Origin of the sequence: Pseudactinotalea sp. HY160, assembly GCF_009372055.1 — a bacterium.
In the GTDB taxonomy this organism is placed as follows: domain Bacteria; phylum Actinomycetota; class Actinomycetes; order Actinomycetales; family Beutenbergiaceae; genus HY158.
Window position 1 is genome coordinate 60,859 of sequence record NZ_WHMT01000002.1, and the last position, 24,811, is coordinate 85,669.

General features: G+C 72.2%; 23 protein-coding genes, 2 tRNA genes, 1 other RNA gene and 1 pseudogene. 10 read left to right on the forward strand and 17 right to left on the reverse strand.

Features of this window, described 5'->3' with window-relative positions; genetic code table 11:
• Positions 1–4: 4 nt before the first annotated feature.
• Together GCG21_RS02930 and ffs are read right to left on the reverse strand one after the other, a co-directional pair.
• Entirely contained in the window at positions 5–2,920 is a 2,916-nt protein-coding gene (locus GCG21_RS02930; protein WP_370517234.1) for a DNA polymerase III subunit gamma and tau, read from the reverse strand.
• A gap of 50 nt (positions 2,921–2,970) precedes the next feature.
• An RNA gene (gene ffs, locus GCG21_RS02935) (signal recognition particle sRNA small type) lies at positions 2,971–3,067 on the reverse strand.
• Positions 3,068–3,176: 109 nt separating this feature from the next.
• Here ffs and GCG21_RS02940 point away from each other — a divergent pair.
• The 3 genes from GCG21_RS02940 (at position 3,177) to GCG21_RS02950 (ending at position 4,893) form a co-directional block, all read left to right on the forward strand.
• Positions 3,177–3,264 (forward strand) — tRNA-Ser (locus GCG21_RS02940).
• Between the two features lie 208 nt (positions 3,265–3,472).
• Complete coding sequence (locus tag GCG21_RS02945) at positions 3,473–4,147, forward strand: helix-turn-helix domain-containing protein (protein WP_152817788.1); 675 nt, start codon at positions 3,473–3,475, stop codon at positions 4,145–4,147.
• Positions 4,144–4,893 (forward strand): hypothetical protein, encoded by a 750-nt coding sequence (locus tag GCG21_RS02950; RefSeq protein ID WP_152817789.1) that lies wholly within the window; start codon positions 4,144–4,146, stop codon positions 4,891–4,893. The genes GCG21_RS02945 and GCG21_RS02950 overlap by 4 nt, the downstream gene beginning before the upstream one ends.
• Positions 4,894–5,635: 742 nt before the next feature.
• Here the strand turns inward: GCG21_RS02950 and GCG21_RS02955 are convergent.
• From GCG21_RS02955 to GCG21_RS02965, 3 genes are all read right to left on the reverse strand, one after another.
• The gene (locus GCG21_RS02955; RefSeq protein WP_194164903.1) at positions 5,636–7,459 is read right to left on the reverse strand and encodes an ABC transporter permease; all 1,824 of its coding nucleotides are present in this window, start codon (positions 7,457–7,459) and stop codon (positions 5,636–5,638) included.
• 95 nt (positions 7,460–7,554) lie between these two features.
• Complete coding sequence (locus tag GCG21_RS02960; protein ID WP_152817791.1) at positions 7,555–8,280, reverse strand: ABC transporter ATP-binding protein; 726 nt, start codon at positions 8,278–8,280, stop codon at positions 7,555–7,557.
• Positions 8,277–8,882, reverse strand: coding sequence for a PadR family transcriptional regulator (locus GCG21_RS02965; protein WP_152817792.1), 606 nt, complete (start codon positions 8,880–8,882; stop codon positions 8,277–8,279). Before GCG21_RS02965 ends, GCG21_RS02960 begins: the two co-directional genes overlap by 4 nt.
• A gap of 126 nt (positions 8,883–9,008) precedes the next feature.
• Between GCG21_RS02965 and GCG21_RS02970 the strand changes: the two genes are divergently transcribed.
• Positions 9,009–9,515, forward strand: a complete 507-nt coding sequence (locus GCG21_RS02970) for a hypothetical protein (RefSeq protein ID WP_370460166.1) — start codon at positions 9,009–9,011, stop codon at positions 9,513–9,515.
• On the opposite strand, the gene GCG21_RS02975 is transcribed toward GCG21_RS02970, so the two are convergent.
• The 4 genes and pseudogenes from GCG21_RS02975 to GCG21_RS02990 form a co-directional block, all read right to left on the reverse strand.
• Entirely contained in the window at positions 9,440–10,318 is an 879-nt protein-coding gene (locus GCG21_RS02975; RefSeq protein ID WP_152817793.1) for a hypothetical protein, read from the reverse strand. The two genes, GCG21_RS02970 and GCG21_RS02975, sit on opposite strands and share 76 nt — an antisense overlap.
• A 123-nt stretch (positions 10,319–10,441) precedes the next feature.
• Positions 10,442–11,601 (reverse strand): annotated as a pseudogene (locus GCG21_RS17175) (SLC13 family permease).
• Positions 11,602–11,647: 46 nt separating this feature from the next.
• Positions 11,648–11,827 (reverse strand): hypothetical protein, encoded by a 180-nt coding sequence (locus GCG21_RS02985; RefSeq protein ID WP_152817794.1) that lies wholly within the window; start codon positions 11,825–11,827, stop codon positions 11,648–11,650.
• A gap of 144 nt (positions 11,828–11,971) precedes the next feature.
• Positions 11,972–13,795, reverse strand: a complete 1,824-nt coding sequence (locus tag GCG21_RS02990) for an exo-beta-N-acetylmuramidase NamZ domain-containing protein (RefSeq protein ID WP_194164904.1) — start codon at positions 13,793–13,795, stop codon at positions 11,972–11,974.
• Between the two features lie 232 nt (positions 13,796–14,027).
• Here GCG21_RS02990 and GCG21_RS02995 point away from each other — a divergent pair, with 232 nt between their 5' ends.
• The 4 genes from GCG21_RS02995 to GCG21_RS03010 are packed head-to-tail and all read left to right on the forward strand — an operon-like array spanning position 14,028 to position 16,120.
• Positions 14,028–14,333 (forward strand): type II toxin-antitoxin system VapB family antitoxin, encoded by a 306-nt coding sequence (locus GCG21_RS02995; RefSeq protein WP_153877131.1) that lies wholly within the window; start codon positions 14,028–14,030, stop codon positions 14,331–14,333.
• 32 nt (positions 14,334–14,365) lie between these two features.
• Positions 14,366–15,007, forward strand: coding sequence for a LytR C-terminal domain-containing protein (locus GCG21_RS03000; protein WP_152817796.1), 642 nt, complete (start codon positions 14,366–14,368; stop codon positions 15,005–15,007).
• On the forward strand, positions 15,004–15,384 hold the full coding sequence (locus GCG21_RS03005) for a DUF4190 domain-containing protein (protein WP_152817797.1): 381 nt from the start codon (positions 15,004–15,006) through the stop codon (positions 15,382–15,384). Before GCG21_RS03000 ends, GCG21_RS03005 begins: the two co-directional genes overlap by 4 nt.
• A 7-nt stretch (positions 15,385–15,391) precedes the next feature.
• Positions 15,392–16,120 carry a glutamine amidotransferase gene (locus tag GCG21_RS03010; protein ID WP_152817798.1) on the forward strand — a complete coding sequence of 243 codons (729 nt, stop codon included), beginning with the start codon at positions 15,392–15,394 and terminating at the stop codon, positions 16,118–16,120.
• Positions 16,121–16,171: 51 nt separating this feature from the next.
• Here the strand turns inward: GCG21_RS03010 and GCG21_RS03015 are convergent, their stop codons facing one another.
• From GCG21_RS03015 to GCG21_RS03035, 5 genes are all read right to left on the reverse strand, one after another.
• On the reverse strand, positions 16,172–17,773 hold the full coding sequence (locus tag GCG21_RS03015) for a transporter (RefSeq protein ID WP_152817799.1): 1,602 nt from the start codon (positions 17,771–17,773) through the stop codon (positions 16,172–16,174).
• A complete protein-coding gene (locus GCG21_RS03020; RefSeq protein WP_152817800.1) occupies positions 17,749–18,585 on the reverse strand; it encodes an ABC transporter ATP-binding protein in 837 nt (278 codons plus the stop codon). The genes GCG21_RS03015 and GCG21_RS03020 overlap by 25 nt, the downstream gene beginning before the upstream one ends.
• Before the next feature lie 91 nt (positions 18,586–18,676).
• On the reverse strand, positions 18,677–20,638 hold the full coding sequence (locus GCG21_RS03025; RefSeq protein ID WP_152817801.1) for a DUF2264 domain-containing protein: 1,962 nt from the start codon (positions 20,636–20,638) through the stop codon (positions 18,677–18,679).
• Positions 20,639–20,721: 83 nt separating this feature from the next.
• A complete protein-coding gene (locus GCG21_RS03030) occupies positions 20,722–21,246 on the reverse strand; it encodes a ferritin (RefSeq protein WP_152817802.1) in 525 nt (174 codons plus the stop codon).
• A 144-nt stretch (positions 21,247–21,390) separates the two neighbouring features.
• Positions 21,391–21,475, reverse strand: a tRNA-Ser gene (locus GCG21_RS03035).
• 90 nt (positions 21,476–21,565) lie between these two features.
• Between GCG21_RS03035 and GCG21_RS03040 the strand changes: the two genes are divergently transcribed.
• Positions 21,566–22,390: a Sir2 family NAD-dependent protein deacetylase gene (locus tag GCG21_RS03040; RefSeq protein ID WP_153879117.1), complete on the forward strand. Its 825-nt coding sequence runs from the start codon at positions 21,566–21,568 to the stop codon at positions 22,388–22,390.
• Positions 22,391–22,410: 20 nt separating this feature from the next.
• On the opposite strand, the gene tadA is transcribed toward GCG21_RS03040, so the two are convergent.
• A complete protein-coding gene (gene tadA / locus GCG21_RS03045; protein ID WP_152817803.1) occupies positions 22,411–22,884 on the reverse strand; it encodes a tRNA adenosine(34) deaminase TadA in 474 nt (157 codons plus the stop codon).
• Positions 22,885–22,937: 53 nt separating this feature from the next.
• Between tadA and upp the strand changes: the two genes are divergently transcribed.
• Positions 22,938–23,576, forward strand: coding sequence for a uracil phosphoribosyltransferase (upp, locus tag GCG21_RS03050; RefSeq protein WP_152817804.1), 639 nt, complete (start codon positions 22,938–22,940; stop codon positions 23,574–23,576).
• Positions 23,577–23,685: 109 nt separating this feature from the next.
• Here upp and GCG21_RS03055 read toward each other — a convergent pair whose 3' ends face one another.
• Together GCG21_RS03055 and GCG21_RS03060 are read right to left on the reverse strand one after the other, a co-directional pair.
• Positions 23,686–24,060: a hypothetical protein gene (locus tag GCG21_RS03055; protein ID WP_152817805.1), complete on the reverse strand. Its 375-nt coding sequence runs from the start codon at positions 24,058–24,060 to the stop codon at positions 23,686–23,688.
• The gene (locus tag GCG21_RS03060) at positions 24,060–24,773 is read right to left on the reverse strand and encodes an SDR family NAD(P)-dependent oxidoreductase (RefSeq protein ID WP_152817806.1); all 714 of its coding nucleotides are present in this window, start codon (positions 24,771–24,773) and stop codon (positions 24,060–24,062) included. Before GCG21_RS03060 ends, GCG21_RS03055 begins: the two co-directional genes overlap by 1 nt.
• Positions 24,774–24,811: the final 38 nt, after the last annotated feature.

Here is a 24,811-nt window from a genome sequence, read left to right on the forward strand (position 1 = left end):
CTGCTCAGCCCTCCGAATCCAGCGTGACCTCGTCGATCACCGTGCCGCCGAGGAGCTTGGCCACGAGCGGCGCACCGACGAGCTGGTCGCCGCCGTGACCGTTCGAACCGGGGCGGGTGTCATAGGCGTCGTCGTCCCACGGCGGGGCCGCATCCCACATGTCATCGGCCGGAGCAGACTGGACCGGCTGCCGGTGCTCCGCGGGCGGGCGCGCACGCGCCGCAGCCCGCTCCGGCGGTTCCGCAGCACTCGCCGGTCCGGGAACGCTCGCCGGACTCGGCGGACTCGGCGGACTCGGCGGGCTCATCGGGCTCACGGGACTCGGCGGGCTCACTACGCTGCCCGCGCCGCCCGGCGCCCACGGGGGGCTCGCCGAAGTCGACGGGCCGGCAGGGCTCGACTCGCCCGCGGTGGTCGACTGGCCTGCGGGGTCCGCAAGCCCTGCAGGTCCCGCAGATTTAGTCGGGTTAGTCGGGTAAGTCGGGGTCGCAGAATCCGTCGGGCTCGCCTGAGCCTGCGCACCGGGCGCCGGCGACGCGTACGTGTCCGCCGGTGGACTCACGGTCACGTGGTTCGGCCCGGTCTCGGCACCGCCGGGCACCGGCGCTGCCACGGGTCCGACAGCGGCAGCCGGCGCGCCGGTGTCCGGTACGGCAATTCCCGGCGGTCCAGTGACCGGCGTGCCGGTGTCCGGTACGGCGGTTCCCGACGGTCCAGTCTCCGGGGCGGGAGCGCGCTCGGCGGCGAACTCCGCGGTCTCGAGCGGGGCGTCGTCCAGCCCCCAGTCGGCACTGGCCCGGCTCACTGCATCGGATCCGCCACGCTGTGACGCCGAGACTCCCCCGGGGCCGCGAGCTCCGGAGTGGGCGCCGTCCTGACCGCCTGCGCCATCGGTTCCGCCCTGGCCCCCCTGACTGCCTTGGCCGCCCGGGCCACCTTGGCCACCCTGTCGACCCGGGCCGCCACCGCGCCCGGGGCCGCCCTGGCCGCCGCGCGGGCCGCCGCCGGAGCCACCGTCCTCGCCGAGGATCGAGACCTCGATGCGCACCCGGAGTCCGAGGGTCTCGGCCAGGGCCTGGGCCACCGGCTCGCTGTGCGTGCCCGAGCGGAAGGCCGTGGCCAGGCCGCCGGTTGCGAAGCCGAGCGTGAGCGAGTCGTCGCTCAGGTCGACCACCTGGGCGTTCTGGGACACGAGCGCCCAGGTGACCCGCTTGATCTGGGCAAGGGTCTGGAGCACCTCGTCCCAGCGCTGACGCACGGCCGCGACGTTGAGCCCGCTCGACCCCGACTGCGCGGGGGCTGTGGGGCGCGCCTCCGGGGCGGGTGCGGCCGGGCGGGCCTCGGGCGCGGGGGTGGTGGCCGGGGCGGCCGGCGCGGGCCGCGAGACCTGCGGTTCGTGAGCCGATTCGCCCCCACCCGGCGGCATCCCGCCCGGTGGCATCCCGCCCGGCGGCATCGCACCCGGCGGCACGGGACCGGTGGCCGCCGGAGGCTCGGTGCCGGCGCCCGCCGCAGCGTTCGCCGCCTGCGGGTGATCCGCCCCGCGCGGACTCCACCCGTCGGGGCCGGCCCCGGCCGCGGTGGGTGCGGGCGAAGGTGTAGGCGCGGCCGACGTGGGTGCGGGTGCAGCGGGTGCCGCCGCGCCGGACGCGGGCACGGGCGCGGGCGCAGGCACGGGCGCGGGCGCAGGCATGGGCGTGGGAGCCTGCGGACGTGACGTGACGGGCGCCGCCTGCGGGGCGCTCGATCGCAACCCGCCGTCGCCGGCGACCCGCTCGAGGTACTCCACCCGCGCACCCAGGGCGGCGGCGCCGTCCTCGGCCGTGGGCAGGAGCAGCCGCGCACACAGCAACTCGAGCTGGAGGCGTGGCGACGTCGCCCCGGCCATCTCCGCGAGCGCGGCGTGCACGAGATCGGCGGCACGCGAGCAGGTGGCGGCCCCCAGATTGCGGGCCTGGGTGTGCATGCGCGTCAGCTGATCGGCCGGCACGGTCGGCAGCACCGATGCGGCTGAATCGCCGGCGGCGAGCACGACGATGAGGTCACGGAGCCGCTCGAGCAGGTCCTCGGCGAATCGGCGCGGATCGTGGCCCGAGTCGACCACCCGCTCCACGACGGCGAACAGCCCCGCACCGTCACGGGCCGCGAGGGCCTCGGCGGCGTCGTCCAGCAGCGTGCCCGGCGTGAACCCGAGCAGGGCGACGGCCCGGTCGTAGGAGACGACAGCGTTCTCGGCGCCCGCGACGAGCTGATCGAGCACCGAGAGGGAATCACGTACGGAGCCGGTGCCGGCGCGCACGACGAGCGGGAGCACGCCGTCCTCGATCCGGACCTGCTCGACCTCGGCGAGGTGGGCCAGGTACGCGAGCAGCTGATCGGGCGGCACGAGCCGGAACGGATAGTGGTGCGTGCGCGAGCGGATCGTGCCGATGACCTTCTCGGGCTCGGTCGTGGCGAACACGAACTTCACGTGCGCGGGCGGCTCCTCCACGAGCTTGAGCAGCGCGTTGAAGCCCTGGGTCGTGACCATGTGGGCCTCATCGATGATGAACACCTTGTAGCGGTCGCGCACCGGGGCGAACAGTGCGCGTTCACGCAGGTCACGGGCGTCATCGACACCACCGTGGGAGGCTGCGTCCATCTCGATCACGTCGATCGAGCCGCTGCCGCCGCGGGCCAGCTCCACGCACGAGGGGCACTGCCCGCACGGAGTGGAGGTGGGGCCCTGCTCGCAGTTGAGGCAGCGGGCGAGGATCCGCGCCGAGGTGGTCTTCCCGCACCCGCGCGGGCCCGAGAAGAGGTAGGCGTGATTGATGCGCCCGGAGTCGATCGCCGCCATGAGCGGACCGGTCACGTGTTCCTGGCCGATGACGTCGGCGAACGTGTCCGGGCGGTAGCGGCGGTACAGGGCTGTGCTCACCCACGCCACTCTAGGCGGAAGCGCCGACATCGCCAGTCCGCCCGCGGGAATTGAAGGACCCCTCGCACACCCGCCAGAGCCCACCTGCCCTTGCTGCCTTCCGGCCCTGGGGGGATTCAGTGAGATGACGCCGCACGAGGGGTCGGGCTCCACTGTACCCGGCGGGCGGGCGGGAGACGAACCCGGGCGGGTGAACGACGTCACGGCGGCCCGGTTCGCTAGTTCGCCTCCCGAACCGCTATCCTCGTTGGCGCCGGGAGGATTCGCATAGTGGCCTAGTGCGCACGCTTGGAAAGCGTGTTGAGTGAAAGCTCTCGGGGGTTCGAATCCCCCATCCTCCGCCATGTGCCCCGGAACCTCGACAGGAACAGCAGTTCCTGGCTCGGGTTCCGGGGTCTTTTTGCTGCTCGGCCCGTATGTCGACGCCTACAGCGGCACGAACCGTGTGGGCCTCTTCGACCCCGTGCGCGGCGCGCGACAGCGGCGCAATCGGAGGCTGAACCCCGGCCCACTTATTGACAGTATTGTTTCGTCATCGCAACAATACTGTCTATGACACAGGCCGACGTGAACGATGTCGCCCGACATCTTGGGGTGACCCCTCAGCGGGTGCGAAACATGCTCGCTCGCGGCCAGCTTCGCGGCCAGAAGATCGGCGGTCGCTGGTTGATCGACCTTGCCTCCTTGGCCGCAGTGCCCGTGCGACGCGGTCAACCCCTCAGCCCCCGGTCAGCGCGAGCCCTCGTGGCAATCGCCGACGGTCGCCCATCGGACGAGCTGAGCCCCTCGGAGGTGTCACGCCTGCGCCGCAGATGGCGAGCGTTACTGCTCGAGCCGGACCCGCTGCCCTCCTTGCGCTCACTCCTCTCCCGCCGAGCACAGCGATCACAGTTCGTCGGACCGGATGCACCCGCACTGCTGGCCGACCCACGCGTCGCCCCCTCGGGCAGATCCGATCCGCGCTCGGGCATGGCCGACGCACGATTGGCCGAGGGCTATGTAGCCGTCGCCGACCTGCAGGGCGTGGTGTGGGACCACTTGCTGACGGAACCGGCTCTCGGCGACATGCCGAACGTGGTCCTCTACGCCGCCCCCGAACCGTCGGGCAACCCCGTGCCGTGGCTGTTGATAGCGGCGGACCTGGCCGACCTCGGACCGCGCGAGGCGCAACAGGCGCGCATTCTCATCCGTGAACACTCAGCCAACCAGCCGGAGCCTCAAGCATGACCGACTCCCTCGTCGACGTGCCGATGCTGAACGACAAGCAGACCGCCGGCTGGCATGCACTGCTCGACCTCTACCAAGCCCACCCCACCGGGTGGACGCTCGTAGGCGGGCAGATGGTCCACCTCTGGTGCGCCGCCCGGCAGTCCTGGCCCACACGGCCCACCGACGACGCGGACGCCGTCCTGGACGTCCGAGGACATCCGCACGCGCTCCTGCCGGTCACCACCGCACTCTCCGAGCGTGGCTTCACTCCCGACGGCACGACCTGGCGGGGCCACCAGCATCGGTGGGTGCGTGACGATGCCACCATCGACCTGCTGATCCCCCGCTTCCTCGGTGAGACTGCCGCGAACCGAGTCGGCATCGGCGGGGGCACCACGCTCGAGACACCAGGAGCACCGAAAGCACTCAATCGCACCTCGCCGCAGCCGGTCACAGTAGCCGGGCGACACGGCACCGTCCCGCGCCCCTCGCTGCTCGGCGCACTCGGGGCGAAGGCAGCCACCCGCACCGTGATGCTTGACCGGGCCCGGGACCGGCACCTCATCGACTTCGCCGTCCTCGCCGCACTGCTGGTGCCCGCCGATGTGCGCAACGACTCGCCTCTGGACCACCTGGAACGCGCCAGGCTGGTCTCGATGGTCGGTGACATGAAGGCCCATCGGCTCGTCTGGGCCGTCGTCGAGGGCTCAGCAGCCGGGCTGCAACGAGTTGAGCTCGCGCTACGGACACGCGCGATCACCTGAGAAGCTGACACACCGCTGACACACGGCAACATCAGGTTCTCAATGAGCAGGTCACAGCGCTTCTGGTTTTACTACCCCATCCTCCGCTGTGTGATGTCTCAGGACATCGTTCGCGGGTGTCTCAGGACATCATTCGCGAGAAGAGTGCCCCGGTGAGTGCCGACGGGCGACGCGATCCCGAGAACGAGGTGGCGCGAACGCCCAATACGTGCCCGCGGCGTGGCGACGAGATTCCGAAGAAGAACACGAGCGCACCCGGCCGACCCCGCGGGTGGTGCTCCCAACGATGCAGGCGCGAAGTACACGAGGAGTGTCGGGCAGCAGGCAACGGGGCGATCACACGCAAGGTCGTCGTCCGGCAAACCAGCCGAGTCCCAGTGGCAACCCATGGTCGCGGAGATACTCACCCTCAACGACACCGCGACTCGTCCATAGACAAGGTGCGACAGCGTCCCCGGGCGCCCGTCTGGGACCCGGGAAGATGTAGCGCGGCCGCAGTAACGCCCGCCTTCGGCATCTCGCGAGGGCGGTGGCGCGACACTCCCAAGCACCCTCCGCCGTGACCACCAAGCTGTGTAGTCCGGGCAGCAGGTCCAAGTACCTCTTCCTCGCCGGCATGGGCATGGCATGGCATGGCATGGATCACCATCTCCTCGCCACTCTGAAATATCAGCACCACGGTTTCGAGCACCCTCACGCGGCAAACTCAGCCAACCCGCGCCGGATCGCCTCCCCGCGCACTTCACTCCGCTGGTCGGCGCACCAACGGTGATCGGCGGGGCTGGAGTAGTGCCACGCCGACTCCCGCGACGAGCGGAACCACGACGAGCATGGCGAGCACCGGAAGCCACGGGATCACGAGTGGCGTGTGCTCGTGGGCCAGGCTGGCGTCGCGGAGCGTCATGAGCAGCCTGGTGGCGAGCAGTCCCACCGGCACACCCCCGATCACCGCGATGATCGCCACGCCGCCGGCCTGCCACGCCGCGACCGAGCGCATGAATCTCGGACGCGCCCCGACGGCCGCGAGCGTGACGATGTCTGCGCGTGCCTCCTCCCGAGCGAGCGCGCCCATGATCCACAGGATGAGTGCGACCGCCACCGCGGCGGCCGCGAGGAGCGTGTACTGCGTTCGCGCCCGCTCCAGCTCGGGCGGGCCCTGCTCGATCGCGAGCATCCAGCCGTCCTTGAGTGCCCTTTGCCCGAGTTCCTCGAGCTCGCCGCCATCGAGACCCATCGCCATCGCCGCGAAGACATGGGTGTCGTGGCCCAGTTCGGTGGCGACGGTCGGGGGCAGGAGGGCCGCCATCGGGCTGCGAGGGAGGATCTCCTCGACCTCGACCTCGTGCTGGCCGCCCGGTCCAGCCAGCACCGCAGGGCCATCGCCATCCTCGAGTGTCCCCAGCGCCACGGCGACGTTGCCTGCGGCGATCACATCCCGGATGGCGGTGTCGTAGTTCCACGCATCAACCAGGCCGTCGGTTGCCACGAGTGCGGTCGGCGCACCCGAGCCGCCCAGCAGGCTGTCGACGTCGGCGGGAACGAGTGCCACGAGCTGCTGCTCCCGTGACAGTTGGAGCGGACCGTCCGGAGTGACGAGCGGTACCGCGCGGCCGTCAGTGCCGGCCGCCGCGATCAGCGATGAGATGCGTTCGAGGTCTGCAGCAGTCGGAGGCACCGATGTCGCGTCGCCGCCTGAGAGCATCAGCAGCCCCGAGCCCGGCGGGCCGGTCGGGATGTACCTGTCGAGGGCGGCCTGACGCGTGCTGCCCAGAAACGCCATCGCCACGACCAGAAGAGCGACGAGGGTGGCGCTGGCGATGGTCGTCGGCACCACCCGCATCGGATGCCGCGCCCCCTCTCGCAGCGCGAACCGGAGCGAATAGGGACCCCTTCGGGCACTGCCGAGGATCGAGCCGACGCCGAGCGCCAACAGCGCTCCGAGACCCGCCCACGTGACGATGGCGCCGATGCCGACGAGCAGCAGGTCGACGCGATGCAGCCCGAGCATCGCCGTCGTGGCACCCAGCGCCGCGCCGGAGACGGCTAGCCCGACGCGACGCGGCCCGTGCGTGAGCGCCCCCTGCGGCGGGCGCGCCCGGAGCATTTCGACGACGGGCGCGTCCCGAACCCGCCACGCTGTCAGCAGTGAGGCGGCCACATTGACGGCCACCACGACGACGATGATCACGACGGCGCCGACCACTGCGGCTGCGGTCGACAGCACCCACGCCGTATCATCACCGACCTGCCCCGCCAGCTGGGCGAGCACGAGCCCGACGGGCGCGCCTACACCCGCGCCGAGAGCCGCCGTGAGTCCGGCCGGGGCGGTCAGGGCGAGGGTGGTGTCGGTGGCACGGCCACCCGCTGCCTCGAGGAGCCCGAACCGGCGCATGTTGCGGTGGGCAGCTGCCAGATGGACCGGCGCCGTGACGAGGCAGATCATCCCGAGCACCAGCACACAGACGAGCACCGTGGTGGCCGCGGCCCATGGGTCCATCGCTACCCCGGACGCCTCGTCCCGGTTGGCGATCGCGATGCCCACGGTCGCCGACGCGACAGCCGTCACCAGCGCAATCAGCACTGCTACCAGCACGGTGCGCAGCGGTCTCCGTCGCAGGTCGCGGACGGTCATGAGCAGCACTGGGCGGGCGCGGTGCCACATCACACGCCCTCCAGCAGCGACTCGGGCTCACCGGGCGCGCTGGTCGTGACGACGCGGCCATCCTCGAGGTAGAGCGTCCGGTCGGCCCAGGCCGCGAGCCGGGCGTCGTGGGTGACGATCACTCCCGCGGCCCCCGCGTCGACGCGGTCGCGGACGAGGTTCATAACCTCCTCGCCGGTCACCGAGTCGAGGGCCCCGGTCGGCTCGTCGGCCAGCAGCAGCCGACGTGGGCCCACGAGCGCTCGGGCGATCGCCACGCGCTGCTGCTGTCCGCCCGACAGCGCGTCCGGGAACCGCTCGGCCAGGTCACCGACGTTCACCGCTCGCAGCGCATCCAAGGCTGCCTTGCGCGTTTCGCGAGGGCCGACGCCATCGAGATCCAGAGGCAGGGAGACGTTCTCGATCGCTCGCAACGACGGGATGAGGTTGAGATCCTGAAAGACGTACCCGATTCGCCGTCGCCGCGCTCGGGAGCGTTGGGCGCGGCTCGCGCCGCTCAACTCGGTTCCCGTCACAGTGACCGTGCCCGACGTCGGCGTGTCCAGCCCCCCGAGCATATGCAGCAGAGTCGATTTGCCGGACCCCGACGGTCCCATCACGGCAACCAGTTCGCCCAGGCGAACGGTGAGCGAGACACCGTCCAGCGCCGTCACCTCCTCGTCCCCGGGGCCCGGGTAGTGTCGCACCAGGTCCCGTGCCTCGACGACGGCGCCTTCCGCCGTCATCGGAGGCTCTCCTCGGTCTCGGGGTGGGCATCGACGGCGAGGGCGGGGCCAGGTTCGCCGGCTGTCGTCGCACCCGTCGCGCCAGCGCGAATCCCTGTGCGCGCAACCTGCTCGCGCACGTGGTCGAGCCACCGGACTTCGGCGTCCGCCGCGAAGATCATCCGGTCGAGAGTGATCCGCCAGCCCAGGTCCTCGGGTTCGGTCGCAGCGCGCTTGAGCCTCGTGAGATCGTGCATCGCGCCCAAAGTGGCAGCGCGCTGGTTCGCGACCACCTCCGCAACGTCGACGCTCGGATCACCGACGGCGAGCGCGAGCTTGATGCCCACCTCCTCCCGGGCGGGCGTGGCGCGGTCGGCGGCCTCGAGCCACCACGACCGCACGTGCGCACTGCCGGCCTCGGTGATGCGGTAGCGCACCGGGGCATCGCTCTCGGGCTCCGGCTCGGCGAGACCCGTCTTCACCAGGCTGCCCAGGGTGACGGTGACCTGACCCATGTTGAGCGGCCAGGCCGAGGTGGTGCGTCGCTCGAACTCGCCCCGTAGTTCATAGGCATGCATCGGTCGTGCACTCAGAGTCGCCAGCAGGCCATCACGAACGGACATCACTCCTCCATTGGTTACACCGGAACCATTGGTTGCAATGTAACCAATCTTGAGGGGCGAGCGCCGGCGACACGCGGATTCGTTGCTGAGCGCGCGCTGCCAAGCCCCTCGACGATGAATGGAACCATGACGCCACTTGCGGAGCTTCTCGTGGCGCTCGATGGCGGCGGGACCTTCCCCGGCGGCTCGCCGCTGCACGAGACGATGCACCGTGTCAGCCAGGAGGCCCTGCGCCTCACCGTCGAGCTCAACGGCGGCTATCACGAACCCTCGCGAGTCTGCGAGCTTCTCACCGAGTTGACCGGCCGCCCGATCGCCGAGGCCGTCACCGCGTTCCCGCCGCCAACCACCGGCTTCGGCAAGAACCTCACCATCGGCGAGCGGGTCTTCGTCAACTCCGGCTGCCGGTTCCAGGATCCGGGCGGCATCACGATCGGCGACAACGCCGTCGTCGCGGCGGCGTCCGTCGTCCCCAGGGACGTGCCCGCCGACGCCCTCGTCGTCGGCTCCCCGGCCCGCGCTCGGTCACCGACTGACGCGCCGCCGGGCGCCTCTGGTTACCCGGTCGCCTCCGGCGCGATCTCCCGGAGCATCCACACGGCGTCGTCCTCGGTGACGAGCCGGCGCTCGTAGAGGCGCCGGATGCCGTCGAGGGCCTGAGCCCGGTAGGAGTCCAGGTGCACGTGTTCGCTGCCGTGGATCGCCGCGCGCACGTCCTCGCGGAACCTCCGGTCGAAGGCGCGTGAGGTGTCGGTTCCCGGCGCGAACACGTGCGCGACCGACGGGGAGCGCATCGAGTACCAGAGCAGCCCGATGAACCCCACCGTCGCCGCGACGCACATGACGACACCGAGCACGACCGATGCGCCGGGCGCCCCCCACCTGAGGAGCCGGGCGATGGACAGCCCGGACACGATCACGCCGAAGAGCGTGTAGGGGATGTAGATGCGGGCCGGGTAGGGCAGCGCCCTCGGCCGGTGCCGCTCGAGCGCATAGTGCAGGACCGCCCCGGCCAGCATCAGGGCGCCGGCGATGAAGGCGACCTCATCCAGATCGAATTCGTAGTACGCGGGACTCGTCAGGTCTGCTCCACGGTTCACGAACAGGGCCGGCAGGTCCGGGAGGATCAAGACGATACCGACGACGATGAGGAAGAGCCCGACGACCGCCCGGGCGAGCGCGCGCCGCGGAATGTGATCCTTGGCCGCCCGCACCCGCCTCTGCTGATCCGCGGTGCGTGCGCGTTCGATCGCGCGCTTCGCGGGGCCGGCGGCGACCGTTTCGAGCTCGCTGAGCACCTGCTCGCGACTCCAGCCCTGGGGCTGCATCGTTGCGACGAGTTCCCCGACGGCGGGGCTCTCCGCCCGCGGGATCTCCCCGATGCCCGGCACCCGCCGCACCAGCGCGTTCCAGGAGGCTCGTTCGCCTGCTCTCATGTACTACGTCACCCCACCGCCGGTTCGACACGATTGCGTTCCTCAGGATAGGGGGTGTCCTCCCGGGAAAGACGTGTCGACTCCAGCACGGCGGCCCGACCGGCGACACACCGCGGCCACCCTCTATCCGGCCAGGAGCGTGAGCGCCGCCGTCGCCGCGACCACGGTGAGCGGAGCGGCGACCGCGCCCAGCAGGATGTAGCGCCGCCACGGAATCGGCGCCCCGAGCACCCCGAGCCGGGCGGGCCACAGCATCGTCGCCAGCGACACCCACGGCGTGATGAGCGCCCCGGCGTTCACGCCGATGAGCAGCGCCACGAGCCGCACCGGGCTGCCGGCGACCGGCTCGAACGCGAGATAGGCCGGCAGGTTGTTCACGAGGTCCGCGCCGAGGGCACCCGCGCCGGCCACCCGGAGCAGGTCGCCGAAGCCCTCCCCCTGCCCCACGACGCCGGCCAGGCGCTCCCACAGCCCGAGCTCGTGGCCGACCCGCGCAGCGACGAGCAGGCCGGCGGCGAAGAGGAGCACCGACCACGGCACGAGCCTCGGCCCGAGCACCGACAGATGACGCAAGCCGGTCAGCCCGAGCAGCGCCACCGCCGCGATGGACGAGCTGAGCCACACCGGCACTCCGCTGGCGAGCACCGGGAGCAGGGCCGCGACCACCACGGAGGCCCCGACGAGCAGCACGCGGTCGTGCTCGCGCCGGGGCCGCCGACCGCCCCGAACCCGCCTCGCAGCTCCCGGCGGAACACCACGGCGATGATCGCCGTCAGCAGGACGATCGCGACCATGGCGGGCACCGACGTGAGCGCCACGAACTCGCCCACGGCGAGCTCCTCGGGCGGGCCGCTCGCGAGCAGATTCGTCAGGTTCGAGACGGGCAACAGCATCGAGCCGGTGTTCGCCAGCCACACGGTCACCAGGGCGAACGGCACGGGCGGCGCGCCGGCGCCACGGGCCGCAAGCACGACGACGGGCGTGAGCAGCACCGCGGTCGTGTCGAGCGAGGGGAAGATCGTGCTGGCGGCCGCCGGCACCACGACCGTCAGGCAGAGCAGCCAGGTGCGCCCACCCGAGAGCGGCACGGCCCACCGGGCGGCTGCGTCGAAGACCCCGGCCACGCTCGCCAGTTCCGCCACGATCGTGATCGCGAGCACGAACAGCAGCACCGGCCAGATCCGGTCGACCTGAACGCGGGCGGCATCGAGAGGCACGAGGCCGACGGCCACGGCCACTCCGGCCAGGAGCAGGAGTACCCCGCCGACGATCGCTGTGCGCACCGGCTCACTCTGCTCCGAAACGGCCGGTCAGGTGCGGATCAGGGGGTCAGCCGCGACCGTCCTTCTGCGCATCGGAGGGCTGGCCGGTCTTGCCGGCCTTCGCCTCCGACTGGGCGACGCGCCCCTCGTTCTCCATTCCCGCGTGCCCGATCGCAGCCCCCTCCTCCTCCGCCGCCTTGCCCAACTCGTGCTGGGCCGAACGCTCGGACTCCGTCGATTCGCTCATCACTCCTCCTTCGCGGTCCCTCCCTGTCACGGTAACGACCGCCGGGCGTGGGGGCAATGGCGGCTCTCGCTCGATCACAAGCGTACGGACGGCGCCCGGGAACCCGATCGTTCCCGGGCGCCGCCCGTAGCCGGTCACCGCATGTCAGGAGTGCTGACGGCGCCGGACCAGCAGCACGCCACCGGCGCTCAGCAGCAGCGCGAGCACGACCCCGACGGTCACCGTGGCGCCGGTGACCGGGAGCCGGTCGCCGTCGGCGGCGGCCCCGGCACCCGCGTCGTCCGATCCATCGGTCCCCGCCCCGGCCGCGGCCTGTGCACCATCGGCTCCATCTGCTCCATCGGCCCCGTCGGCACCGTCGGCACCGTCGGCACCGTCCGAGGCGCCCGCGTCGGCGCCGGCCTGCGCCCCGTCGGCATCTCCGTCCGCGCCTGCGTCGGTCCCGTCGGCACCATCGGCACCGGCAGCACCCTGGGCGTCCGAACCGTCCGCGCCCGCGCCCGCGCCCGCACCGTCGGAGGATCCGTCTGCTTCGGCCCCGTCGGCTGCCCCGTCGGCTGCCCCGTCGTCGCCGGCGCCCGCTGCGTCGTCCGTGGGCTCCTCGGTCGGCTCCGGCTCGTCGGCCACATAGAGGCGGTAGGGCTCGGCGCTCGCGTCGAATGCGGCCAGGTCGTCCTGCCAGCCGGCGATGATCACGTCCGGGTCGATCCCGGCCTCGATCTGCATCCGCACGCTCTTGTCGCCGGTGAGGCGGTCGATCCAGCAGGTGTCGGCCTCCGTCTCACACGACTGGCTCGGGTAGATCGTGCCCTCGCGCCAGTCGATGCCGTCGAGGTGGTACATCGCCGAGACCACGTGCAGTCCCGTGCGCACGGGACTGTAGGCCTCGGGGTCGGTGATGTGCAGGTTGACGCCGCCGCTCAGCTTGCCGGCCTGCTTGGAGGTGGTCGGGTTGGCGAACATCGGCCGGAAGGTCACGCCCTCGAGCCCGCGGGAGTTGAGGTCCGCGGCCAGGTCGTACGCGCCCACCTCGTCGATCGAGGGGTGTCCCGTCCACAGGAACGGGGTCGTGGTCCCGCGCCCCTCGGAGGCGTTGAGGGACTCGATCAGGCCCATGCCCGCGTACGCCCACGCCGTCTCGATCGTGGGGATGTTCGGGGAGGGGAGCACCCAGGGCAGGCCGTAGCCGCTCGTGAAGTCGTCGGGGTCGTACCCGTCCATGGTCACGACGTGGAAGTCCTCGACCGGATCGTCGAGGAACTCGCCGTTGAAGTAGGAGGCGAGCTCGCCGACGGTGAGGCCGTGCTGCATCGGGATCGCCTTGAGCCCGACGAACGAGGAGAGCGCCTCGTCGAGGATCGGGCCGTCCATCCGGTCGCCGAGCGGGTTGGGCCGGTCGAGCACGATGAAGCCCTTGTCGAACTCGGCGGCGGCGTCCATCGCGTAGTACATCGTCCAGATATAGGTGTAGAAGCGGGCGCCGATGTCCTGGATGTCGAAGAGCAGCACGTCGACGTCGGCGAGCATCTCCGCGGTCGGCCGCTGCGTGGCGCCGTAGAGCGACCACACGGTCAGCCCGGTGCGCTCGTCGACGTAGCTCTCCACGCCGGCGCCCGCCGGGGCACCCCCGAGGATGCCGTGCTCGGGCGCGTAGAGCGCCGTGAGTTCGTAGCCTCCCTCGTCCTCGCCCGCGATGAGCAGGTCCATCGAGTGCGTGAGGTCGTGATCGACCCCGGTCGGGTTGGTGATGAGCCCGACCTTCTTGCCCTCGAGCAGCGCGAGTTCGGCCGGGTCGTCGAAGAGCGCCTCGATACCGAGCTCGAGGGTTGGGGCCTGGGCCGCCATCGGGGCGAGCGCCTGGGGCGTGGGGCCGGCCGGCATGGCTCCGGCCGCCGTGCTGAGAACCAGCGCGGCGGCGGCACCGATGCCGACGATTCCCCCCGCGCGTGTCAAGACCCGTCTGGGCATGGTCATCCTTTCGTCGACGCTACCGTGCGTGAAACATCGCTTCATTACGATCGCGGATACTGTACTTGATTTCCACGGTGTCAGGTCAACCCCGCCCGGTCAACCCCGCCCGGCCAACCCCGCCCGGCCGATCCCGCACCCAATGGACCTGCACCCAATGGATGAGTGCCCGCGCTCCGCACCCACCCCGGGGTGGACGCCCGGTGTCGGCGGGTTTCATTAGGATCGGGGCGTGATCTTCAAGGCAGTCGGCACCGACCGGCCGTACCCCGACCATGGCTACGACACCCCGCGCGCCTGGTCACAGATCCCGCCGCGCATGGTCCGACTCGACGAGCTCATCACCACCCGGTCCACCCTCGACCTGCGCACCCTGCTCGCCGAGGACTCGACCTTCTACGGGGACCTGTTCGCCCACGTCGTCTCCTACCGGGGTGACCTCTACCTCGAGGACGGGCTCCACCGTGCCCTGCGCGCGGCGCTCGCCCAGCGGGGCGTGATCCACGCCCGGGTCGTGGAAGCAGGAGTGGACACGTGAGCAATCGCCCCGATATCGGCTAGGTTTGCCCCGTGACGCCACCGCCCGCCAAGCCCGCCGCACGCGCTCGCGCGCTTCGCCGCAAGCACCTGCAGCAGCGCCAGACCGTCATCTTCGGCACGATCATCGCCGCGCTGCTGGCCATCGGGCTCCTCGCGGGGGCCATGTGGGCCGAGATCATCCCCAACCCCGTCTCCGTGCCGATCCACGACCCGTCGCCGACCGCCCCGACCGCGTTGCCGATGCCGTGCCCACCGCCCGAGACTCCCCCGCCGGCCTACGCCGACATCACGGTCGACGTGTACAACTCGACCACGACCGCGGGCCTCGGCGCCCAGACCGGCAAGTCCCTCACCGGCGTGGGGCTCACCGTCGAGGAGATCGGCAACGCACCCGACCTCTACTACGGGTCCGCGCTCATCACGGTCGGACCGTCCGGGATTCCCGCGGCGTATGCGCTCGCCGCGCTCATCCCCGAGGCCCAGGTCAAGGTGGTCGACCGGGAGAGTGCCGTCGCGGACATCACGATCGGCGCTGCCTATCAGGGCCTGGCCAAGCCGGAGGACATCACGCTCGACCCCGACCTGCCGATCCCGGCGCCCGACGGGTGCAGCGCCGTGGCGGTCGGGCAGCTCCCGCCCGACGCCCCGGCCGAGGGCTCGGAGGAGTCGTGACCGCCCCGGCCGCGGCGGGTCGCGATCCGAACGCGTACGGACGGCGCGGCGTGTGGCAGCCGGTCGACCCCCGCACGTATCAATCGCCGTGGACGGCGCCCGCGGCCGAGCCGCGGCAGGTGTTCGCAGGCCCGGGCTATACCGGTCCGAAGGTCCGGGTCAGCCCCGTGGCCATGACGGCCTTCGTGTTCGGCCTGCTCTCCTTCCCGATCGCGCCGCTTGCGATCGTGGCGATCGTGTGCGGGATCGTGGCCCTCGGCGCCACCCGGCACGGGGCCCCCGGCCGCGGATACGCGCGCGGCGGCCTGGTCCTGGGGGCGGCGGCCGCCGGGGTCTGGCTCACCTTCTTCGCGATGATCGCAGCCCTCGCCCTGTGAGGCACGCATGAAGCCCTTCCTGCTCATCACCACCCGCCCGGAGCGGGAGTTGGCCGCGGCCGAGCTCGCCTCCTTCCACCGGCACGGCCGGCTGGCGCCGGGGCAGATCGTGCAGGTGCTGCCCCACTACGACCCGCTCCCCGACTGGGACCTGTCCGACTACTCCGGGGTCATGCTCGGCGGCAGCCCCTACGACTTCAGCGAGCCGCACAAGGATGCGACCCAGCGCGCCATCGAGGCCCGGCTCAGCAGCCTGATCGACCTGGTCCTGGCCACAGGCGTGCCCTTCTTCGGCGCGTGCTACGGCATCGGCACGCTCGGGGTGCACCAGGGCGGGGTCATCGGTCGCGAGTACGGGGAGGCGGCCCAGGCCGTGGAGATCACCCTGACGGAGGCGGGCAGGGCCGATCCGCTGCTGGCCGAGCTGCCCGAGCGCTTTCCCGCGTTCGTCGGCCACAAGGAGGCGCTCACCGTGGCGCCGCCCACGGCCACGATCCTCGCCTCCTCCGCGGGCTGCCCGGTGCAGATGTTCCGGATCGGGGACCGCGCCTACGCCACCCAGTTCCACCCCGAGCTCGACCTGGCGGCCTTCGCCCAGCGCATCCGCCGCTACGACGGGCACGGCTACTTCCCACCCGGCGGTGCGGAGGACCTCATCGCCGAGGTCTCCCGGGTCGACGTCTCCCCGGTGCATCGGATCCTCGCGGCGTTCACGCGCCGCTACGCCCGCGCCTGATCGTCCCCGGCCGTCCCGGGCCGCCGTCCCCGGCCGGCACGGCCGATCCGATCAGTGGCCCGCCCAGCCCCGGATCACCTGCAGATGGCGCGCGCCGCGGGCATCGAGGAACCGGCCACCGAGGCGCACCCCGGCGGCGAGGGTCCCGATCCCGCCGCCGATTCCGAGCGCGAGCGTGACCCACCCCCAGCCGGGCGCGACGAAGAAGCCGAGGAGCGTGGTCACGATGACCGGCAGGGAGAGGGCCAGCGTCGCGATTCCCGTGACCGTCTGGGCGAGCAGCGTGAGCCCGACCGAACCCATCCCGTTCGTGGAGAACGGGCTCGCCCCCGGGGGCTGGGCGGGGTAGACGAGCAATCCGGAGGCGCACATCGACACCGCCAGCCCCGCGAGGAGGATGCCGAGCGTCGCACCGAGCACGGCGGGGAGGGACTCCCACCGGCCCGTGAGCGCGCAGGCGGTGACGGTCAGCGCGATTCCGGCCGGAACGAGCCAGGCCAGCGCCGCGATCGCCCGCCCCATCCGGTCGTGCACGCCGGAGATCCCGGCCGAGACGTGCATCCACAGGGCCGTGGAGTCGTGGGCGGTGTCGTCGTGCACACTCCAGGCGGCGAACAGCGCGAACAGAATCGGGGCCATGACCGCCACGTCACCCGCCTGGCCGACTTCGGCGAGGAACACGATCATGACGGGGATGAACATGCTCCCCACCGCGATGCTCACGTAGCGCGGGTCGGAGCGCCAGTAGCGCAGGCACCGGGCCGCCACCGCCGCGGCGGGCGGCGGCAGGCGGAACGTGTCGCTCAACCGTTCCGGGAGGGTGTAGCCGCCGGTCATGGAGCGGCGCCGGTGGGCCGCGGCCTCGGCCCGGGCGACCATGGCCGGGCCGAGCAGCCGCCGCCACGCCCACAGCAGCAGCCCGGCCCAGGCGAGGGCCACGACCAGGTGGGCGAGCGCCGTCCCCACGCTGCCGGTGGCGATCGCACCGGTCACGGCCCAGGCGGCACCGAACGGGCTCCATGCGAGGATCCCGGCGGCCGGTTCGAGCGCCCGGACGGCCCCGCCCCAGTCGAGGCGGTCACCGAGGGTCGGCACGAGGACCACGGTGAAGAACACGACGAGCGAGATCACCGCCAAGGCGTCGCGGCCACGCCGGCTGCGCAGCCAGGTCGCGGCCGCGGTCGTGGTCACCCGCGCGAGCAGCAGGCAGGTGGCCAGGCCGATCGCGCCGGACACGAGCCAGGCGACCGCGGTGAGGATGCTCGTGCTCCACAGAATGGTCACGACGAGCGAGCCGAGGCCGATGAAGATCGCCGGCAGCGAGATCGCGCCGGCGAGCGCGAGCCCGACCGCGAGGCGGGTGCTCGCCGTGGTGAACAGGGCGAAGCGGGCCGGGTCGAGGGAGTCGTCGACGCCGAACGCGAGGAGCGGCACGATCGCCGCACCGGCGGTGAGCACGATCCCGCCGGCCAGCACGCCGAGGGCCTTCGACTCCGGGGCGGCATCGCGCAGGAGGAACGCCGCGACGGCCAGCAGGGCCACGACCCCGAGACCGTACGCGACCCCGAGGAGGGTGAGCACGAGTCGCCACGTCTCCCGCTTGAGGGAGTTGACGAGCATCCGGGCCCTCAGCTGGAGGAGGGTCGCAACCATTCGAGCCCTCCCTGCTGCGCGGGCCCGCCCACGAGTTGCACGAACCGGGTCTCCAGGTCGCCGCCGGCACGGACCTCATCGAGCGTTCCGGCCGCGACGAGCTGCCCCTGGGCGATCACGGCGACGTGGCTGCACATGCGCTGCACGAGGTCCATCACGTGGCTGGAGAGCACGACCGTGCCGCCGCCGGCCACGAAGTCCTCGAGCAGGGCGCGGATCGCCGCGGCCGAGACCGGGTCGACCGACTCGAAGGGCTCGTCCAGCACGACGACCCGTGGGGCGTGCACGAGCGCGCACCCGAGTGCGGCCTTCTTGCGCATCCCGGCCGAGTAGTCGGCCACGAGGACGCTCGCGGACTCGGTCAGGTCGAGCACCTCCAGGAGCTGCTCGGTGCGCTCACGGGCGACGTCGCCCGCCATCCCGCGCAGCAGGCCCGCATAGGTGATGAGTTCACGTCCGGTGAGCCGGTCGAACAGTCGCATGCCGTCGGGCAGCACCCCGAGCATGGCCTTGGCGCGCCCCGGCTCGGCCCACAGGTCGACGCCGTGGACGTACGCGGCGCCGTAGTCGGGCTGGAGGAGCCCGGTGGCCATCGACAGCGAGGTGGTCTTGCCGGCGCCGTTCGGGCCGACGATCCCGTAGCAGGCACCGGCGGGGATCGCGAGGGTGAGGCCGTAGACCGCGACCTTCGGCCCGAAGGCCTTGGCGAGCCCGGCCAGGTGGAGGGCCGGGGGCGGGCCGGGTGGGAACGGTAGCCCACCGGGGTACGGCGGGCGCGCCGGCTCGGAGCCGGGAGGAGGGAGCGTAGTCATCGCTCCCCACGCTAGCCGCACCACCGTCCGGGCAGGATCGGCCACCCCGCGGGTGGGCAGATGTCCCCACCCGCGGCAGCACCCGGGACGGTCAGCGGGCGGCTCCGGTGGGGCCGGTGGGGCCGGTGAACTCGGCGAGGTCGAGGGTGGTGGTGGCGCCGTCGGGCCACGCGATGCGCGCCTCGGCGTCGCCGAGGTCGAGGCGGGGGTCCGCGGCCAGTGACGCCCGGGTGAGCGCGAGGGCGAGGGCGTACCAGCCGGGCCGGGCCGGCGCGCCGAGCACGCCGACGGCGGCATGGGCGCCGAGCGGAGAGGCCTCGTCGAGGTGTTCGGTTCGTTGCTCCGTGAAGCCGCTCAGGGTGAGGAGCCGGGCCCGCAGGCCCGCGCTCGTCTCGAGGTCGATGCGCCCGGGCCCCTCGGCCACGGTCACGCCGGCATCGTCGGCCAGCGGCCACCCGCCGGCCTCGATCGTCGTCTCCGCCGCAGCCTCGTGCAGGTGGATGAGCCGCACCTCCCACGCTCCTCGCAGCACCGAGATCACCGTCGTGGTGCCGGCCCGGCTCGCCGGTCCCTGGACCCCGCCGTTGCTGCCGCGGAACTGGTCGGCGGGCGCCTCCACCCAGTGGTCCTGCGCACGGGAGGCCGCCAGGGCGACGCATCCGCCCGGGCCGGCGGCGTCGTCCGCGATCTCGCGGCGCAGGAGCCGCATGCCGCAGCGGTGACTGCGCGCCCCCGCCCCATCGACGATCGCGACGGCCTGGTCGAGCGGGGCGATCCGCGCCTCGGGGTGGCCCAGCGGGGCGGTCGCGGTCGAATAGCCGAGTCGGGCGTAGAGCGGGTCGTCCCCCTCCGCCAGGCCCTCGGCGGCGTAGTCGGTGCCGTGATTCGCGATGCGCACGATGCCGTCGGCGCCCGTCGCGGACACGGCCCACCCGGGCGCGACGATCGCGCGCACCGTGTCGCCGTCCTCGTGCGGAAGCGGCTCGGCCGGGCTCGACCAGAGCGCGTGATCGGCGGGGAGCAGGAGCCCGGCCAGGCCCTTGCTCGCCCAGTACGGCGAGCCCGGGCCGGAATACCACTGCGCCATCGGCCGCCACTGCCGATACCAGCCGAGGTCGAGCAGGCCGCGCGCATTCGGCACGCCGTGGGCGCGGAAGTGGTTGACGATTCCGAAGGCCGCGCGCCGAAGCCGGCCGAGCGAGACGGACTCTGCGCCGGCGATCGCGCCCGCCCAGAACGGGGCGGCGGCACCGAACCGGTACACGAGGCTGCGCCCCTGCACGAGCGGGGAGCCGTCGGCGCCGACGAGCCCGACCGCGTCGGTCAGGTACTCCTCCAGCCGAGAGCGGTCGCGCGCGCGTCGGGACGGCGCCAGGTCGCCCGCCCCGGCCATGCGCGCCCAGAGCGCGGGGTACAGGTGCATCGCCCACCCGGCGTAGTGGTCGTAGGCGCGCATCTCGCCGTCGCGGTACCAGCCGCCGGCCTCGTAGTAGGAGTCGTGGCGGGCGAGGTCGGCCTCGATGTCGGCAAGGTCGTGCGGTCCGCCGACGCCGCGCAGGAACGTCTCGGTGACGACCCGGAACCACAGCCAGTTGTTCCGCGGGAAGCCGTCGTCGCCGACGACCTCCCCGAGGTAGTCCACGAGCCGCTCCCGAGTCAGCGCGTCGAGCGCGTCCCAGATCCACGGGCGGGTCAGGTCGAGCACGAGGGCGATCGAGGCCGCCTCGACCTTCGCCTGCGGCGCCTCGCTCGGACGGGGCCAACGGTCGGCCGCCGAGGGGTCGACCCCGGCCGCGAGCCCGCGGGCGTACCACTCGGCGAACCCGTGCGGATCCGCGCCGCACTCGCCCGCGAGCCGGAATCCCGCGAGCAGGAAGGTGCGCGCGAAGCCCTCGAGGCCGTCGACCCACGTGCCGGACCCGCCCGGGCGGCCCGGCAGCGTGATGAGCCCGTGCCCGTCGGAGGCGTGCGGCCGCACCGCGGTGAGGAGGCCGTCGGCGTAGCCCGCCAGATCGGCCCGGGTGGCAAGGAGCGGTGCGGCGGCGGTACCCATGCCGTGGAGGCTACCGGCCCGCGCGCGCCGACTCGCCGAGCCCGACTATCCGATCCCGACCACCGGAGGACGATGCGCGACGATCAGAGGGGCTCGGTGTTCTCGGTGCTCTCGCTCGGGCGCCGACCGAGTTGCTCGTCGATCTTGAGCAGCCCGGCGCCGTCGTCGCCGGCGAGCTCGATGCGGCTGATGATCTCGCGCACCGTGGACTCCTCCTCGATCTGCTCGGAGAAGAACCAGTTGAGGATCGGTCGGGAGTCCAGATCGCCCGCGTCCTCCGCCGAGAGCGCGAGCTTGCGGATCGCCGCCGAGACCTTCTCCTCGTGCGCGAGCGCGGCCTGGAAGATCTCGAGCATGGAGGCCCCGCGCACGTCGGGCGGCTGGGCGATGTCGCCGATCCGGGGGTAGTTCCCGCGGTCGTCGAGGTGATCGATGAACTTGTTCGCGTGCACGATCTCCTCGTCCGCCTGGTGGCGGAGCCAGGCGGATGCACCGCTCAGGTCCATCTCGGACACCCGGATCGCGAGCTGGCGGTACACCATCGATGCCTCGAACTCCAGCGTGATCTGCGCGTTGAACAGTGTTTCCAACTCCGCTGACATCTTCATCGCCTCAGCCTAGTCCTCCGCCCCGGATGCGCACAGGAGCCGGTCCGTCGATCCTCGTCCCGCGCACCACGCCCGAGACTCCCCTCCGGACGACGAGGGCCTCGGTGCCGTCGATCTCTCGACGGCACCGAGGCCCTTCGCCGGCGGTAGCGGTGGGATTTGAACCCACGGTGGCTTGCACCACACGGCATTTCGAGTGCCGCACCTTCGGCCGCTCGGACACGCTACCTTCGCCTTCCGGCCGGGACAGCGTACCGAGACCTGGCCCGTGGAACCAAACCGGGCCGAGTGGCCTCCGCCACGCCCGGCACCGACCTACATTGATTCAGTGACCTCCTCGACCGCCGTCATCGACCTGCTCCGCGGCACCCCCTTCACGGTGCTCACGGGCGCCGGGCTCTCGACGGACTCCGGGATCCCGGACTACCGCGGGCCGTCCGCGCGCCCGCGAACCCCCATGACCTATCAACAGTTCGTCTCCGACGAGGCGTTCCGGCGGCACTACTGGGCGCGCAACCACGTGGGCTACCGGCACATGCGGTCCGTCGAACCGAACGAGGGCCATCGCGTGCTCGCCCGGCTCGAGGCCCGCGGCCTGGCGACCGGGGTCATCACGCAGAACGTCGACCTGCTGCACGAGCGGGCCGGGTCGAACCGCGTGATCGACCTGCACGGCCGGTCCGACACGGTCATCTGCCTCGACTGCGGCACCCGCATCTCCCGCGCGCACATGCAGGTGCGCCTCGACCTCGCCAACCCGGGCTTCGACGTCGCCGTGTCCGATGTCGAGATCGCCCCCGACGCCGACGCCGTGCTCACCCAGACCGAGGACTTCGTGGTGCCGCCATGCGCGGTGTGCGGCGGCATGCTCAAGCCCGACGTCGTCTACTTCGGCGAGAACGTGCCCAAGCAGCGGGTGGCGGACGCGTATGCGCTCGTCGACCGGGGCGGTGCGTTCCTGGCGCTCGGCACGTCGCTGGCGGTGATGAGCGGCCTGCGGTTCGTGCGCCACGCCGTCCGGCACGGGATTGCGGTGGCCATCGTCAACCGGGGCGAGACCCGGGGCGACGAGCTCGCCACGGTCAAGCTCGAGGCCGGCACGACGCCCACCCTGCTCGAACTCGAGGCCGCCCTGGCCGGCTGAGCCGCCGGCCCCGGCGCGCCTCAGGCGCCGGCGCTGCTGCGCGAGCGGCGCCGGGCGGCGAAGAACTCCCGCAGCATCGCCCCGGTCTCCTCCCCCCGCACCCCGCCGGTCACGGCCACCCGGTGGTTGAGCAGCCCGTCGCCGGTCACGTCCCGCATCGATCCGGCCGCGCCCGTCTTCGGATCCCACGCGCCGAAGACCACCCGGTCGAGCCGGGCGAGCACCATCGCCCCGGCGCACATCGTGCACGGCTCGAGGGTGACCACGAGCGTGCACCCGCCCAGGTGCCACCGGCCGCGCCGCATCCCGGCCGCCCGCAGCGCGAGCAGTTCGGCGTGCGCCGTCGGGTCGCCGTCGAGCTCGCGCCGGTTGTGCCCGGTGGCGATCACCTGCCCGGCCTCGTCGAGCACGACCGCGCCGATCGGCACGTCTCCCCCGGCGGCGGCGAGTCGCGCCTGGGAGATGGCCAGAACCATGGCCGCGTCGTCGTCCATACGCCCAGTGTGCCGCCTCTCGCCCCGGAGCGAGTCCACGATAGGTTGAGCACATGCGCCTGCACGTCGCCGACCACCCGCTCATCGCCCACAAGCTCTCCGTGCTCCGGGACGAGACCACCCCCTCGCCCGTATTCCGCAACCTCACCGACGAGCTCGTGACCCTGCTCGCCTACGAGGCCACCCGCGGAATCCGCACCGAGACGATCGACGTGCGCACCCCCGTGACCATGACCACCGGCACGAAGCTCGCCGAGCCGCGCCCGATCGTCGTGCCGATCCTGCGCGCCGGCCTCGGGATGCTCGACGGCATGACCCGCCTCCTGCCCACGGCCGAGGTCGGCTTCCTCGGGCTGCAGCGCGACGAGGACACCCTCGAGGCGATCACCTACGCCAACCGGCTCCCCGACGATCTCGCGGGCCGGCAGTGCTTCGTGCTCGACCCGATGCTCGCCACCGGCGGAACGCTCGCCGCCGCGATCGCCTACCTGCTCGAGCGCGGCGCCCGCGACGTCACGTGCGTCACCCTGCTGTGCGCGCCCGAGGGGCTGGCCACGCTCGAGTCCGCCGTGACCGCCGACGCCGACGTCACGATCGTCACCGCCTCGGTCGACGAGGGTCTCGACGAGAACGCGTACATCGTGCCGGGCCTGGGGGACGCGGGCGACCGGCTGTACGGCATCGTCGATTAGGGACGGCGCAGCTCGCCTCGGGCGGGCGGCTCGCGTGGCGTTGGGTGAGGCGAGGAATCGACCCCAATGCCCACGGCCCGGCTCGTGTCACGGGCCCGCGGCTTCACCATCAGACTCCGCCCGCCACCAGAAACACGAACCCTGCCAGAGCGGGCACGGCGACACCCACACCCACCTTCCACGCCTGCGACCACGGCCGACGCACGCTCCAGCCGACGAACACCGGCGCAAGTAGGAGTGCGAGCGTCGCAATCATCGAGAGCACCGGCACGATCGTCGCAGTCTGCCCCGCGCACTGAGGCCCACAATCGGTTGAGCCGAGGAATGCGAGCAGCATGAAGACCCACGCCGGCACCCACAGCAGTAGCCAGCCGAGCATCACCGCCGCGACGGCCAGAAGGATTGACCCCTTCTCTCGCGCCCGAGCAGGATCGACCACGGCTTGATCTCGATCACCGGCACTGGCTCCGTGTTCCGACGTCATCATCCCCGCGCGGGCGGGCGGATCGAGAGGTAGTCGATCTCGCCCGGCTGGGTGAGCACGTGGACGATCGCGGCGGCCACGTCGCTCGCGGAGAGGTAGCTCGCGGCGTCGTAGGTCTCCCCGAGGCCGGCGACGAGCTCGTGCTGCATGTCGGTGTCGACCCGGCCGGGCGCGACCGTGGAGACGATGATCCCATGCGGGCGGAACTCGTGCCGCAATGACTCGGCCAGGCCGTTGAGCGCGAATTTCGTGGCCACGTAGATCGGGGTGTTCGGCCCGTTGGCGCGCTTGCCCGAACCGGAGTTGAGCATGACCACCCGCCCGCGGGCCGCCTTGAGCGCGGGCAGGAGTTCGCGGGTGAGCGAGGCGACGGCGGTGACGTTCACGTCGAAGGCCAGCCGGAACTCCTCGGTGGTGGTCCGGGGAAGTTGGCCGGTGTGAACGATCCCGGCGGCGTGCACGAGGGCGTCGACGCGGTCGAGGCCGAGGCCCGCCACGGCCGCCACGAGCGCCCGGTCGTCGGCCAGGTCGACCGCCGCGTGGCGCACCGTGACACCGCTCGTGGCCAGGTACGCGGCGGACTCGGCGAGCCGGGCCTCGTCGCGGGAGAGCAGCACGAGGTCGTACCCGGCATGCGCGAGTCGCTCACCCGTGGCCCGGCCGATGCCGCGGCTGCCTCCGGTGATGACGGCCGTGGGTCGCTCGCTCGACATGGCCCCACCGTAGCCGCAGCGACCCCCGTTCGGGGCGG